The organism is Methylocella tundrae, from assembly GCF_901905185.1.
Classification (GTDB): Bacteria; Pseudomonadota; Alphaproteobacteria; order Rhizobiales; family Beijerinckiaceae; genus Methylocapsa; species Methylocapsa tundrae.
The window spans coordinates 60,570-75,178 of sequence record NZ_CABFMQ020000035.1; the positions used below are offsets into that span (position 1 = coordinate 60,570).

Genomic DNA, 14,609 nt, shown 5'->3' on the forward strand with positions numbered 1-14,609 from the left:
ACACGCCGCGCGGTCAAACAGCCGGAATGGCGAGGAGGTTCTCAGGCGGGATTCGCGGGCGACGGCGCCGAGAGACCTGGAAAAAGGCCCTGCCAGCGCCGTTTGGCCCAAAGGCGGAACTCGTCCATGTAGAGATAGAGGATCGGGGTGGTATAAAGGGTCAAAAGCTGGCTGACAATCAATCCGCCGACGATCGCGATGCCGAGCGGGCGGCGGATCTCGCCGCCCTCGCCGAAGCTGAGCGCCAGAGGAACAGCGCCGAGGATCGCGGCGAAGGTCGTCATCATGATTGGCCGGAATCGCAACATGCAGGCTTGAAAGATCGCCTCCTCGGGCGACAGCCCCTGCGTGCGCTCCGCCTCCAGGGCGAAGTCGATCATCATGATCGCGTTTTTCTTGACGATGCCGATCAGCAAAATCACGCCGATCAGGGCGATGATGCTGAACTCGGAGCCAAACAGCATGAGAGCCAGCACCGCGCCGACGCCCGCCGACGGCAGGGTGGAAAGGATCGTGATCGGATGGATGAGGCTTTCATAGAGAATGCCGAGGACGATATAGACCGCCGCGAGCGCCGTTAAAAACAACAGCCCCTGGTTGCCGAGCGAATCCTGGAAAGCTTTGGCGGTGCCTTGAGGAACGCCGTGAATGGTCGCGGGCATCTTGAGCTGCGCCGCCGTCCGGTTGATATCGATGATGGCGTCGCTGAGCGACGCGCCCGGTCGCAGATTGAACGAGATGGTGCTGGCGACGAAGAGGCCCTGGTGATTTACCGTCAGCGGCGTCTTGGCGTGCTCGAAATGTGCGAAAGCCGAAAGCGGAACCATTTTCTCCCGCGCGGTGCTGACAGCGGCGCCGGCCGAGGCGCTGCTGTTGCCGACGCTCGCCAGCGAATTGGTCGTCGCGTTGCGCGCTGAGTCGCTGGCGCCGGCTGTCGCCGTTGATGACGCCGCCGTCGCGGCGGTTTGCACGGTGCCGGCGGGCAGATTGCTCTGCGCCGTGCCGCTTGGATTGGCGCCGGAGGTGCTGACATAGATGTCCTTGAGGATCGCAGGATCCTGCCAGTAACGAGGCGCGACTTCCATCACCACATGATATTGGTTCACCGCGCTATAGATGGTCGAGACCTGCCGCTGGCCGAAGGCGTCGTAGAGCGTGTTGTCGATCTGGCTTGTGATCAGTCCGAGCCGGGAGGCGGTGTCGCGATCGATGACGATATTGGTCGCAAGGCCCCCCTGCTGCTGGTCCGAACTGACGTCGGTGATCACAGTGCTCTTTTGAAGCGCCTCGATGAGCTTTGGCGTGAAGGCGTAGATGTCGTTCGCGTCATCCCCTTGCAGCGTATATTGATATTGCGCGTTGGAAAGACGTCCGCCCATGCGGATATCCTGGATCGACTGCATAAACAGATTGACGCCTGGAACATGCCCGAGCTTGCCGCGCAGGCGCGCAATGACCTCATCCGAGGTGACGTCGCGCTGCGCTTTCGGCTTCAAGGTGATGAAGCTTCGCCCCGAGTTGGTTTGGCTGCCGCCCGTAAAGCCGACGACGCTGTCGACGGCGGGGTCGGCCTGAACGATATCCTGCAGCGCCTTCAGCTTCTTTCGCATGGACTGAAAAGAAATGCTCTGGTCGCCCTGCATGGCGCCCATGATGCGGCCGGTGTCCTCCTGCGGGAAAAACCCTTTCGGTATGACCGTAAACAGCGCCACGTTGAGACATACGGTGGCGAAGAGGATCAACATGATGAGGGCGCCGTGGCGGAGCGCCCAACGCAGCGTTGTTCCGTAACCATGAACGAGCGCCGCCAATGGATCAAAACGGCGCCGCCGCGGCGCCTGCTCGCGTGGGCGTGGCTTCAGCATAAGCGCGCACATCATCGGCGTCAGCGTCAGCGACAGCAGGAGCGAGACGAGGATCGCGAAAGACAGGGTCACGGCGAATTCGCGAAAAAGACGACCGAGAATGCCGCCCATCAGAAGGATCGGGATGAACACGGCGATCAGCGAAATGCTGATCGACACAACCGTGAAGCCGACCTCCCGCGCGCCGACGAAAGCCGCCTCGCGCGGGTTCATTCCGGCCTCGACATAGCGGCTGATATTTTCAAGCACGACGATGGCGTCGTCGACGACAAAGCCCGTCGCTATGGTGAGCGCCATCAGCGACAATATGTTGAGGCTGAAGCCTGCGAGATACATCGCGCCGAAAGTGCCGATGATCGAAAGCGGCACCGCGACCGCCGGAATCAAAGTCGCCCGAATGTCGCGCAGAAAAAGGAAGACGATCAACGTGACGAGGCTGATCGCAAGCAGCAAGGTCCATTCGGTGTCTTGCAGCGAAGCGCGGATGGTGTTGCTTCGATCCGCCGCGAGCGTGATGTTGATGGCGGCCGGCATCGCGGCTATGAGATGCGGCAGCTCCGCCTTGACCGCGTCAACCGCCTGAATGATGTTTGCGCCGGGCTGGCGAAACAGCAAAAGAATGATTCCGGGCTGGCCTTTGACGAGGCCTTCGTTGCGCAGGTCCTCGACGGAATCAATCACTTCGGCGACATCTATCAGATGCACCGGCGCGCCATTACGATAGGCGACGATCAGCGGGCGGTAATCGGCTGCGACCGTCGCCTGATCGTTTGTGTAGATTTGCAAATGCCGGCCATCGCCCTCAATGGAGCCTTTCGGACTGTTGGCGTTGGCTGCGGCGAGAGCCGCCCGCACGTCCTCGAGGCCGATGCCATATTTGGACAGCGCGTAAGGGTTGACTTCAATACGAACGGCGGGCAGGGCGGCGCCCCCGATTACCACCTGGCCTATGCCGTCGAGCTGCGACAGCCTCTGCTGTAGAATATTGCTCGCCGAATCATACATCTGCCCCGGAGTCATCGTTTGCGAGGTCAGGGACAGGATCAGGATCGGCGCGTCCGCGGGGTTGATCTTGCGGTAGATCGGATTGCTGCGCAGGCTTGTCGGCAGGTCCGCGCGCGCCGCGTTGATCGCCGCCTGAACGTCCCGGGCCGCGCCGTCGATGTCTCGATCCAGGTCGAACTGAAGCGTAATGTTGGTGTTGCCGATGGCGCTGACCGAGGTCATCTCGGTGACGGCGGCGATGCGGCCGAGAGAACGTTCGAGCGGGCTGGCGACGCTCGAGGCCACCGTATCGGGGTTGGCGCCGGGAAGCGTCGCCTGCACGGAAATAGTCGGAAAATCGACCTCTGGAAGCGGCGAGACGGGCAGCTTCAAAAAGGCGAGGCCGCCGGCAAGCGCTATTCCGACGGCGACCAAGGTCGTCGCGACCGGGCGTTTGATGAAGGGCGCCGAAATATTCATTCCGCGCTCTCTCCGGCGAGCGCGGCCGCTGGCGGGCGCCGGCGAAGGCGCGCGGCGAGCCTGTCAAAATAGAGATAGATGACCGGCGTCGTGAACAGCGTCAGCGCCTGGCTGAGGATAAGGCCGCCAACGATCGAGACGCCGAGCGGATGGCGCAGCTCCGAGCCGACGCCGGTCCCAAGCATCAACGGCAAGGCGCCGAGGATCGCGGCCATCGTCGTCATCAGGATCGGCCGGAAACGCAGGAGCGAGGCCTGGAAAATCGCCTCTTCCGGCAAAAGCCCGTCATTGCGTTCGGCGTCGAGCGCGAAGTCGATCATCATGATCGCGTTCTTTTTGACGATGCCGATGAGCAGGATGATGCCAATCACTGCGACGACGTCGAGTTCGCCGCCGAAGGCCATCAAAGCGAGCAGCGCGCCGATGCCCGCCGACGGCAGAGTCGACAGGATCGTGATCGGATGGATGAAGCTCTCGTAGAGCACGCCGAGAACGATATACATGGTGACGACGGCGGCGATGATGAGGAAAAGCTCATTCGTCATCGAGGCGTGGAACGCCGCGGCGGAGCCTTGCAGCGAGACCACGAAACTGCGCGGCAGGCCGATGTCCGCCTGCGCCTGCTCGATCGCCGTGACGGCGTCGCCAAGCGAGTGGCCCGGCGCGACATTGAATGAGATGGAGGTCGCCGGAAACTGGCCGAAATGACTGATCAGCAACGGACCTCGACGTTCTTCGACATGCACGATCGCCGACAGCGGCGTCTGCCCGTTGTCGCTCGACGACGATGACGGCAGATAAAGCGAGGAGAGCTGCGAGAGATCGCGCTGCAGCTTCGGATCGACCTCCAGAATGACGCGATATTGGTTGGCCTGCGTGTAGATGGTTGAAACGATGCGCTGTCCGAACGCGTCGTAGAGAGCGTTGTCGACGCTCGCCAGAGTGATGCCGAAGCGGGCCGCGGTGGCGCGGTCGACGACGAGGTCGACAGCGTGGCCCTGCGCCTGCGTATTGCTGGCGACGTCGGCCAGCGCCGGCATCTCGCGCAGACGCTCAAGGAGGCGCGGCGTCCACGCCGCGAACTCGGATGCGTTGCCGTTCTCGAGAATGAAATTATATTGCGCCCGGCCGATCGAGGAATCGATGGTGAGATCCTGCACTGGCTGCATGAAAAGCTGGATCCCTGGTATCGTCGAGACTTCTTTTTGCAGCCTGCGCATGACGTCCGACGCGCTGAGGCGGCGTTCCTCGCGGGGCTTGAGATTGATCAGAAAGCGGCCGCTGTTCAGCGTCGCATTGTCGCCGTCGACGCCAATGAATGAGCTGACGCTGTCGACCGCCGGATCCTTCAAAATCGCGTCGCCGAGCTGTCGCTGCAAATTCGACATGGCCTCGAAGGAGATGCTTTGGGCCGCCTGCGAAGTGGCCTGGATCATGCCGGTGTCCTGCACCGGGAAGAAGCCTTTTGGGATGATGACATAGAGCCAGACCGTGACAGCGAGCGTCGCGATCGCGACGAGAAGCGTGAGCGGCTGATGACGCAGAACGATTCTCAGCGCGCGGCCATAGCCTTCGACGATGGAGTTGAATGCGCGCTCCGCCCAAAGATCGAACCGGCCGCGCTGATCAGCCGGCCGATGATGGATCAGGCGCGCGCACATCATCGGCACGAGCGTCAATGACACCACCGCGGAAATGACGATGGTGACCGCGAGGGTGATGGCGAATTCGTGGAACAGGCGGCCGATCACATCGCCCATGAAGAGAAGCGGAATGAGCACGGCGAGCAAAGAGACGGTCAGCGATATGATCGTGAAGCCGATCTGCTTTGAGCCCTTCAGCGCCGCCTCCATCGGCGGATCGCCGTCCTCGACGAAGCGGCTGATATTTTCAATCATGACGATGGCGTCGTCAACGACGAAGCCGGTCGAAATGGTCAGCGCCATCAAGGACAGATTGTCGAGGCTGAAGCCAAGGAGATACATCGCGACAAGGGTGCCGACGAGTGACAAGGGCACCGAGAGGCTCGGGATGATCGTCGCCGGCAGATTGCGCAAAAACACGAAGATGACGACGACGACGAGAGCGATAGCGAGGGCGAGTTCGAACTCGACGTCGGCGACGGAGGCGCGAATGGTCGTGGTGCGATCGCTCAGAACCGTGACGTCGAGAGCGGCCGGCAGGCCGGATTGGAGCGTCGGCAGCAGCTTCTTTATGCCATCGGCGACGGCGATCACATTGGCGCCCGGCTGACGGCGAATATTGAGGATGATGGCGCGCTCGCCATTGGCCCATGCGCGCAGCTTCGTGTTCTCGGGACCGTGGACAATCGTGGCGACGTCGGACAGGCGCACGGGCGCGCCGTTGCGATAGGCGACGACGACGTCGCGATAACCCTCGGCGCTGTTCAGCTGATCATTCGCGGTGATCGTCGATGATTGGGCGGCGCCGTCAAAGCCGCCCTTGGGGCCGTTGACGTTGGCGTTGCCGATCGTCGTGCGCAGGTCGTCGATGTTCAGCCCGTAAGCCGCGAGCGCCGTTGGATTGAACTGAACCCGAATCGCTGGCCGTTCGCCGCCGCTGATCGTCACCTGGCCGACGCCCGGCTGCTGCGCGATTTTCTGCGCAATGCGGGTTTCGGTGATGTCCTGCAGGTCGATCAGGCTGAGGGTTTTCGACGTAACCGCCAGCGTCATGATCGGCGCGTCGGCGGGATTGACCTTGGAATAGACCGGCGGCGCCGGCAGGTCCGCCGGCAGCAGATTGGTCGCCGCGTTGATCGCCGCCTGGACCTGTTGTTCGGCGACGTCGAGGCTGAGGCTCAGACTGAATTGCAAAGTGATGACGGAGGCGCCCGCCGAACTCTCCGACGTCATCTGGCTCAAGCCCGGCATCTGTCCAAGCTGCCGCTCGAGCGGCGCCGTCACCGAAGACGTCATCACCTCGGGGCTTGCGCCGGGCAGAAAAGTGCGCACCTCGATCGTCGGATAATCGACTTCGGGCAAGGCGGACAGCGGCAGGAATCGGTAGGCGACCGCTCCGGCGAGAAGGATAGCCAGCATCAGAAGCGAGGTCGCCACTGGCCGGAGGATGAATAACCTTGACGGGTTCATTTTAGAGTCCCCGGGCCATTGGCTTGCCTTGGCGCGCCGCCGGAATCACTCACGGCGCGCCAGCGGGCGGCCTTGGCGCCTGCGCGGCTGCGTCAGGATGGCGTTGATGTTTGCCCTGCGCGGCGTCGACGGCGCCGGACGCGTTCATCGCCACGCCGTCGCTCGCCGCGACGAAGACGCTCGCCCCTTCGCGTAACCGATCGGCGCCGTCGACAACGACGCGATCGCCCGGCGCGAGGCCGGAGGTGACGGCGACGTTGCCATTTTCCTGCGGGCCGAGTTCAATCTTGCGCACGGAGACTTTGTTGTCCGAGCCGATCAGATAGACATAGGTTCCAGGGGCGCCGCGCTGAATCGCCGTCACCGGGGCCGTGACGATGCCGTTCAACGATCTGATCAGGAGCCTCGCATTGACGAATTGATTGGGAAAGAGCTTGTCGTCGAGGTTTTGGAACTCGGCGCGGATTTTCACGGTCCCGGTTGTCGTATCAATCTGGTTGTCAATCGTCATCACCTTGCCGACGGCGAGCTTATTGATGTTGGCGCGATCATAGATCGTGACTTCAAGCGGCGCGCCCGCCTTCGTCTGCGCCATGATCTGCGGAATATCGTCCTCCGGCACGGTGAAGATGACCGAGATCGGATGAAGCTGCGTCAACACCGCGATGCCGGCGTCGCTCGTCTGAACGTAGTTGCCGGGATCGACGAGACGCAGGCCGACGCGGCCGTCGATCGGTGAGACGATCCGCGCATAGGTGAGGTTCAGCTTCTGCGTGTCGATCTGAGCCTGGTCGGTCTTGACCGAGCCCTCGTACTGTTTGACGAGATAAACCTGATCCTCTGCAGTTTGACGCGCGATCGAATTCTGCTTCAGCAGCGTTTGATAGCGCGTCATGTCGTTTCGCGCCTGGTCGAGCAACCCCTGGTCGTGCACCAGCTGACCTTCGTACTGAGCCTGCGCCAGCTGGTACGGGCGCGGGTCGATCTGGGCTAAGAGGTCGCCTTTCTTGACGATCTGGCCTTCCGTGAAGGCGACTTCCATCAATTGGCCGTTGACCTGCGTTTTCACCGTTATGTTGGCGAGCGGCGTCACCGTGCCAAGCCCCGTGACGACGACATTGATGTCGCCGAGGGCGATGGTAGTCGCGCCCACCGGCTGGGCGACGGCGTGACGCGGAGGGCCGCTCGGAGGCGCCCGCTCGGCGGTGACGAAATGATAGGTTGCAAACGCGATCCCCGCCGCGAGCACGATCAGAATCGCTGATCGCAGCGGCGAGCTTTTCCGCGTCGCCGGTTCGGATTCGGGCGCGGCCGGCGCACCCTTTTCGGTGTCGGGCTTTGCTTCTGCGCTTGGCTCAGCCTCGCGGAGCAAGAACGCGCCGGCAGCATCATTTTCCACCGTGCGTGAGCGATCATCCATCGTCTTGCGTCCAATACCCGTGTCTGACTGCGCCTTGGATGGATCCCATTCAGCAATCATCGCCTAAAATCGATTGCTATCGTCTATCCAACGCATGAGGTTTTCGTAACGTAAGCAACCAGACAGGATTGTGGTCTTGATGCGCGCTACCGTCGGCGTTAATCATGCGCATCAGTGAAACATAATCATGGCGTTTCTCTAATCAACTCTTTGTTGATAAAATGGTTTGCTATTCGCGGCGCGCTTTGTTCCGAGGCGCAGCCGCGGCAAGGAAAACTCAAAATCAAAAATGCGGGATCAGCGGGTTGGCGTCCTCGAGCGCCACGCTGCTTGGCAGCAATGCGACGTCCCAGCCGCCGCCGAGAGCCTCGATCAATTGAACGCTGGCAAGGAAACGGTCCTGGCGAATGGTCAGCGCGGATTCCTGATTGCTCAGCAACTGCGCCTCCGCCACGACCACGGCCGTGAAGGCGACCGTGCCCGCGGCATACTGATTGAGGAGCACGTCGACCTCTTCCTGCGCGGCCTTGACGGCAGCGTCCTGGACTTTCGCCTGCTGCGCCAGAATGCGCAAAGCCGCGAGTTGATCCTCGACCCCCTGAAAGGCGGACAGCACCGTCTGCCTGTAATTTGCGACGCTTTGATCGTAAGTGGCTCTGGCGGCGTCGACGGTCGCGCTGCGCAGGCCGCCATCGAAGGTCGTCTGCACGGCGGCGGCGCCAAGGCTCCAGGCTTCGTTGGCGAGCGAGACGGCGAGAGGCCCGCGTCCCGCGAAGCCAAACGCGCCCGAGAGGCTGATGGTTGGATAATAAGCACCGATGGCGACGCCGATGAGCGCGTTTTGCGCTTGCATCGACCGCTCGGCCGCGGCGATGTCGGGACGCCGCTCCAGCAATATCGAAGGAACGCTGACGGGGATCGCCGGCAGGGCGTTCTTGAAGGCGTTTCGCGCGATTGTCACCTCCGCCGGGGGCTTGCCGATCAACACCGCTATCGCATGCTCATATTGCGCGCGGCTGATCCCGACATTGATCGCTTGCGCCTGCGTGTTCAAAAGCTGCGCCTGCGCCGTCGCGACGTCGGCTTTTGACACGGTTCCCGCCGAATACTGATGCTGCGTAATTTCGAGCGTTTTCTGGTAGCTCTGAGCAGTGCGGTTGAGCAGGTCTTGCAGCGCATCCGCGGCGCGCAGATTGAAATAGGCGACTCCGAGCAGAGACTGTGTGGAAAGCGTTGCATTGGCGAAATCGGCCGCCGAAAGCTGCGCGCCGGCGACATTGCTCTCGACGGAGCGGCGGATCTGGCCCCAGACGTCGAGCGTCCAGGCGGCGCTCGCGGACAGATCGGATGTTACCAGGGTGCTCGACGTGCCTGTGAACCCCGACGTTTTCGATCCATTATGCGATCCCGTCGCGGAGTAATTGACCGCGACGGTCGGAAAAAGCCCCGCTTGCGCCTCCCTGACCAGCGCTTGCGCGGTCCGATACGCGGCCTCGGCTCCGATGACCGTCTGATTTGAGACCACGACCTGGCTTTCGAGTTCGTTGAGCTTGGCGTCCCGGAACGCCGCCCACCAGGGGCCGCGGTCCGCCGCGTCCAGCGGCGTTGCGACTTTCCACCCTTTGAGCTCCTTATATCTGGCCGGCTCCGGCGCTGGCGGCTTGATATAATCAGGACCGACGGTGCAGGCCGAAAGGCCCACGGCCAATCCCATCCCGAGTAGCAGCGCCGGGTAGGCGAGAAGTGTTTTCACTCGGCGCTCGCTCATTCGTAGAATGTGGCCTGTGCATCCAGGCTGCGGCTGCAGTCTTAGCCAATGTCCTGCCGGGCGGGGCGTCAGCCGCCCGCGTCGGCCTGACGCTCCGGCTTTGGCGTGACGTCTCGTTTCCTGCTGGCGGAATCTCTCTTCGAGGGCGATGCATCCCGCCGAAGAAGAATAAGCATCAAGCTTGGGCATGAGGTTCTCGTTAACAACTTACCGAGGCGCGAACAAGGCTGCGCCAAACGAGAAAACGTGACCGCGAACCGCCGCCTATCACGCCCGACGGTTTGTCTGCAGGCCGGGAGAGGGGCTTCGACGTTTGCTTGTCCTCGGCCTTGAGCCGCGCCGTCACTAATCCGTGATGGTCTTTATTTCTCTGAAACATAGGCCGGATTTGCGGCGAAGATATTGGGCGAACCTCTCGCGCCCGGAGTTTCCTTTGCGATGCCGCACTCAATCTATCCTTCGACCAGCCGGAAGAGCCGTGTTTCGCCGCTAAAGACCGTCGCTCTTTTGAGCGCGCTCGCGCCGGCTCTTTGGCTTGCCATAGAGGCGGGGCAGGGGCTGCTTGGGGCGCGTCCGCTGAACGAGGCGATCCATCAGTCCGGGCTTTGGTCCATGTGGCTGCTTGCCGTGACGCTGGCGGTGACGCCGCTGAGGCGTGCGACGCGCTGGTCCAGGTTGATCTCGATTAGACGGATCGTCGGCCTCTCGGCCCTCGCTTATGCGTTGCTGCACGTCATTCTCTACGCTTGGGCACAGCATTTTGACGCGCCGCATATCGCATCGGAGATTTTCGCCAGATTCTATCTGACGATCGGCTTTATGGCTCTTTGCTTATTGTGCGCTCTCGGCGCTACCTCGACCGACGCCATGATCGCCCGGCTCGGCGCGCAAAGATGGAGCCGTTTGCATAAGCTCGTCTATGCGGCCGCCATCGCATCGGCGATTCACTACTTCATGCAAGCCAAGCTCGACGTCAGCCAGCCGATTGCGATGGCGGGCATTTTTGCGCTTTTGCTGGGATGCCGTGTGGCGACGTGGCGGCTTGGCGACCTGTCGGCGGGGGCCGTCCCCAGCGTCGGGGCGTTTGCGGCGGTCGGCACGGCAATCGGCGAAGCTGTCTGGTTCAAGATTTCGACCGGCGCGTCTTTGCCGCTCGTCCTTGCAGCGAATTTCGACTTTTCCTACGCCGTCCGGCCATGCTGGTTCGTCGCTGGCGCCGCCTTTCTTCTTTGGATCGCGCGCCTGGCGCGTCCTTTGATCGTTGGCGGCGGCGCGTCGAGCGGGCGCGAAAAGGTGGTTGATGCTCGGCTAAACTCCAACCAGGCAGCCGCGCTGCGGCTGAAAATTTAGGCGGCAAAGCGCTGGATTTGTTCCCGCGCCCTCAAGGCGGACCACGGCGCTCCAGGTGATTTCCAGGTGCGACGTTAAGACAGGGGCGTTTGACCGAAGAAATAAAAGGTCGTTGCAAAGCCAGAGACCTGAAACGCAGCGCCGCGATGAGCCGGCCGACACAGTTCTGGCGGAGACGGCGGCAGCGAAGAGGGTCGAGCCAAAGGAAGCGGCGAGCGAGGCGCCACCAAAATCCTTTTTCTTCGACCTATGCTTCGATCGTCCCAGCTTCGGGGGGATGGTGGTCGCCCCGACGCGGCAGGCTTCCGTGCTTTGCCAGGTAGCGCGCCGCGCGTTCGGCCGCCAGGGGATCTGCGAAGCTCTGGCCTTCCATCGCATTGAAGAGATGAGAAGCGGCAAAAAAGTTAAACGAAACGTCACGCCCGTCCCGGGCGACGATGCCGGCTGTGCGGCCGCTGATTTGAATGACATATGCGTCGGGCATTAAGCTCCCCTTCGACCAGCCTCTAACGGGCGACCAATAGTTGATAAAATCTATAGAGTGTAAATGTCAACGCATCGGTAATCCCATTCTGACGCAAAAGCCGTTCCACCCTGGAGGATTGTGGCGCGCGATGACGCCGCGTCGCGCAAAACGCCATAGGAATGTTGCGCCAGGCTTGTGGTTCCAATCCCGATGTCGTGTTCGGCCGATGGGCCGCGGGCCGCATGCGCGGTGAACCGGGAAATTGCGCGGGCTGGCGCGCCCTGCTACGCCGAGCCGAGATGCGTCTCATCTTTTTGATGAATGCAGGTTGCGCCATCGCGCAGGGGGGCCTGGCATCAGGCGCATCGGCGTGCGGGAGCGCCGCCACGGATTGCCGCGATGCGCCGGCCCTGCGCAAGGAAACGATCGGAAAAGGATCGTTCAGTTGAAAAGGCTGGACACGCTTTCTTCTTTGGCGATGCGCGCAATCGCCTCGCCAATCAGAGGCGCGATCGAAACGACGCGAATGTTCTTGGAAACGCGAACGGCTTCCGTCGTCTGAATCGTATCGGTCAGAACCAGCTCGTTGAGGCTCGATGCGGCGATTCGAGCCGCCGCGCCGCCGGAAAGAACGCCATGCGTGATATAGGCGTAAACATCGCTTGCGCCCTGGGCGCGCAAGGCATCCGCCGCATTGCAGAGGGTGCCGCCGGAATCGACGATATCGTCGATCAATATGCAGATTTTACCGTCAACGTCGCCGATGATGTTCATCACTTCCGATTCGCCGGCGCGTTCACGACGCTTGTCGACGATGGCGAGCGGCGCATCGATGCGTTTCGCCAGAGCGCGCGCGCGCACGACGCCGCCGACGTCGGGTGAAACCACCATCACATTGTCAAGCTTCAGCCGGGCTTGAATGTCGCGCACAAGAACCGGAGCGGAAAACAGATTGTCGGTCGGAATATCGAAAAAGCCCTGAATCTGTCCCGCGTGCAGATCGACCGTCAGCACGCGGTCCGCCCCTGCGCGCGTGATGAGATTGGCGACCAGCTTCGCTGAAATCGGCGTGCGCGGGCCGGGCTTTCGATCCTGGCGGGCATAACCGAAATACGGAAGCACAGCGGTAATTCGCCGGGCCGACGCGCGCCTCAGCGCATCGGTCATGATCAGCATTTCCATCAGATGGTCGTTCGTCGGATAGGAGGTCGACTGAACGATAAACGTATCCTGTCCGCGAACATTCTCCTGGATCTCGACGAAAATCTCCATATCGGCGAAGCGGCGGACTTGGCACTTGGTGAGAGGAAGCCCGAGATAGGCGGCGATCGCCTCGGTAAGCGGCCGGTTGGAGTTGCCTGACAAAATCTTCATTTGATGAAATTCCCGCGTCGCCGCCAGTCGATAGCACACTCTTAAATAGAATAGCCTCAGCGGAGCAATGGCCGGGAAGCAAAATTCTATGCGCCTCGCGCGGCAGGCCGGAACCTCGAGATTTGTGCTTCTTTCAACGCACGAAGCGGCGCGCGCCGCTTCGTGAGCGCCGGAGCGTAGCGGCAGGGCGGGCGCCGGCTATTTGACGCGGGTCCACGTTTCTGACCCGCACACTCCGCCATTGGCGCCGCATCCCTTGATCTGGAGGGCGCGTTCGCCATCCTCGGTCACGGTCGCATTATATAGCAGCCCGTCCTCGGCGTTGTAGGTCGTGCCGGTCCAGGTCTTGTCGCCGCCTGGGCGCAAATTGATCAAGACTTCAAGTCCGATCACCGAGCGGGTGCGCTTGCTGGGGTCTGGATTGCGAACGTCCTTTCCGGGCGCTCCCCGCGTCGAGGCGACAAATCCACAAAGAGCCGCGCCGCATTTTTTGATACGCACGGTCGCGGTGCCGTCGCCGACGCGCCACTCGCCGATCGGATCGGCGCTGGCCGCCCCGACGGACAAGGCCGCAAATCCAAACGCCGCCAAGATGATCCGCTTCATTGTTCCTCCAGCCTGATTATTTCGGTTGTCTAATCCGCGCGGCTATCGCAGTGGCGGCGAAACCCGTCCAGTGTTTCGACCCGCCCCAAAAATCTGGCGAAGACGGCGTAACTTCTCAGCGAAGGACGGCGGCGCTGAAGTCGCCGGCCGACGCCGATTGCGTCGAGCGCGCTCTTTGCACGATTGTCTGGCCGTCGTCCAGACCGGATGGAGGCGAGTTGGCGCTCGCGGAAAGCTTGGATCGCGATGAATCGCTTGCCAGGCTTGCGCTTGTATCGGTTGCCGGCGAGGACCGGGCGGCCATCGCCTCGGGAGTTGCGACAAGGAAGGCCGCGAGGTCGTCCGCGCTTTTGGCGGCAAGTTCGTTCATCGCCGCGACGTCGAAGCCGGACCAGGGATCGGCGCCGTCGCCCTTGACAACAACGCTGTCCTCGATCCTTTGCGCGCGCTTTTTCATCCCGTCGAAAACATCATACACCACGGCGATGGCGGTCCCTTTTTCAGCAGGGTAGCTCGTCACATAGCCGCGGATCAGATAGGCGGGCTCCTGCGTGGCTCCAAGCGCGATGTCGCGCTCCTTCGCCTGCGCGGTGAACGCATCCCGCATCTGAGCTTCGATCGGTTCTGGAACTCCGGTCAAACTCGTCAGGGCAACGCTGACCCCGCGCGGCGTGGCGCCGGTGGGCTGCTTTGCCGCAACGGGTTTGACGAGCGGTTGCGGCGCCTCGGCGGTGGGGGCTGTCTCGACGCAACCAGCGAGGCTAGCGGATAAAATGACGCAGCTGATGCCAGCTATGACCCGCGGCTGCGGGTTGCGCCGGCGCGACGAGGAGGACTGAGCCATTTGTGTCATCCCCTTAATTGCTTCTGACCTCGAATTTGGTTTTTGACCCGAAGCCGTGCGGCCGCAGCAAGACGCATTCAGAACGCTCGATCACGTCTTTGCGCCGGGGAAATCCGGCGTCCAAATCCGCGAATCCTGAGAAGCGGTAAACTGAATCTTAACCAAGGTCTAGCGTTTTGGAAGCTCGGCCCCATAGAGCGCCCGCGCAGACCAAACGCGCCCCGGTTTGCGCCGCATCAATTCGTTCGCATTTGCAATAATTGAGCGTCCGTCGTATTCTGCGCTCACGGCAGCGTCCCAGTGGCCGTAAGCAGTTTCAAGGCAACGCTCGACCGGCCG

At 61.9% G+C, this 14,609-nt stretch carries 9 protein-coding genes; 1 reads left to right on the top strand and 8 read right to left on the bottom strand.

Annotated features, from left to right (window positions below):
• Positions 1-41: 41 nt before the first annotated feature.
• The 4 genes from MPC4_RS04495 to MPC4_RS04510 form a co-directional block, all read right to left on the bottom strand.
• A complete protein-coding gene (locus tag MPC4_RS04495) occupies positions 42-3,329 on the bottom strand; it encodes an efflux RND transporter permease subunit (RefSeq protein WP_174511466.1) in 3,288 nt (1,095 codons plus the stop codon).
• The gene (locus MPC4_RS04500; protein WP_174511467.1) at positions 3,326-6,442 is read right to left on the bottom strand and encodes an MdtB/MuxB family multidrug efflux RND transporter permease subunit; all 3,117 of its coding nucleotides are present in this window, start codon (positions 6,440-6,442) and stop codon (positions 3,326-3,328) included. Before MPC4_RS04500 ends, MPC4_RS04495 begins: the two co-directional genes overlap by 4 nt.
• A gap of 49 nt (positions 6,443-6,491) precedes the next feature.
• The gene (locus tag MPC4_RS04505; protein ID WP_244628841.1) at positions 6,492-7,922 is read right to left on the bottom strand and encodes an MdtA/MuxA family multidrug efflux RND transporter periplasmic adaptor subunit; all 1,431 of its coding nucleotides are present in this window, start codon (positions 7,920-7,922) and stop codon (positions 6,492-6,494) included.
• Positions 7,923-8,145: 223 nt separating this feature from the next.
• Positions 8,146-9,615: an efflux transporter outer membrane subunit gene (locus MPC4_RS04510; protein WP_244628842.1), complete on the bottom strand. Its 1,470-nt coding sequence runs from the start codon at positions 9,613-9,615 to the stop codon at positions 8,146-8,148.
• Positions 9,616-10,068: 453 nt separating this feature from the next.
• Between MPC4_RS04510 and MPC4_RS04515 the strand changes: the two genes are divergently transcribed.
• Entirely contained in the window at positions 10,069-10,980 is a 912-nt protein-coding gene (locus MPC4_RS04515; RefSeq protein WP_174511469.1) for a protein-methionine-sulfoxide reductase heme-binding subunit MsrQ, read from the top strand.
• 247 nt (positions 10,981-11,227) lie between these two features.
• On the opposite strand, the gene MPC4_RS04520 is transcribed toward MPC4_RS04515, so the two are convergent.
• From MPC4_RS04520 to MPC4_RS04535, 4 genes are all read right to left on the bottom strand, one after another.
• Positions 11,228-11,464, bottom strand: a complete 237-nt coding sequence (locus MPC4_RS04520) for a hypothetical protein (protein ID WP_174511470.1) — start codon at positions 11,462-11,464, stop codon at positions 11,228-11,230.
• A 423-nt stretch (positions 11,465-11,887) separates the two neighbouring features.
• Positions 11,888-12,820 carry a ribose-phosphate pyrophosphokinase gene (locus MPC4_RS04525; protein ID WP_134486124.1) on the bottom strand — a complete coding sequence of 311 codons (933 nt, stop codon included), beginning with the start codon at positions 12,818-12,820 and terminating at the stop codon, positions 11,888-11,890.
• A 198-nt stretch (positions 12,821-13,018) separates the two neighbouring features.
• Positions 13,019-13,426 carry a DUF2147 domain-containing protein gene (locus MPC4_RS04530; protein ID WP_174511471.1) on the bottom strand — a complete coding sequence of 136 codons (408 nt, stop codon included), beginning with the start codon at positions 13,424-13,426 and terminating at the stop codon, positions 13,019-13,021.
• Between the two features lie 115 nt (positions 13,427-13,541).
• Positions 13,542-14,270, bottom strand: a complete 729-nt coding sequence (locus tag MPC4_RS04535; RefSeq protein ID WP_174511472.1) for a hypothetical protein — start codon at positions 14,268-14,270, stop codon at positions 13,542-13,544.
• Between the last annotated feature and the right edge of the window lie 339 nt (positions 14,271-14,609).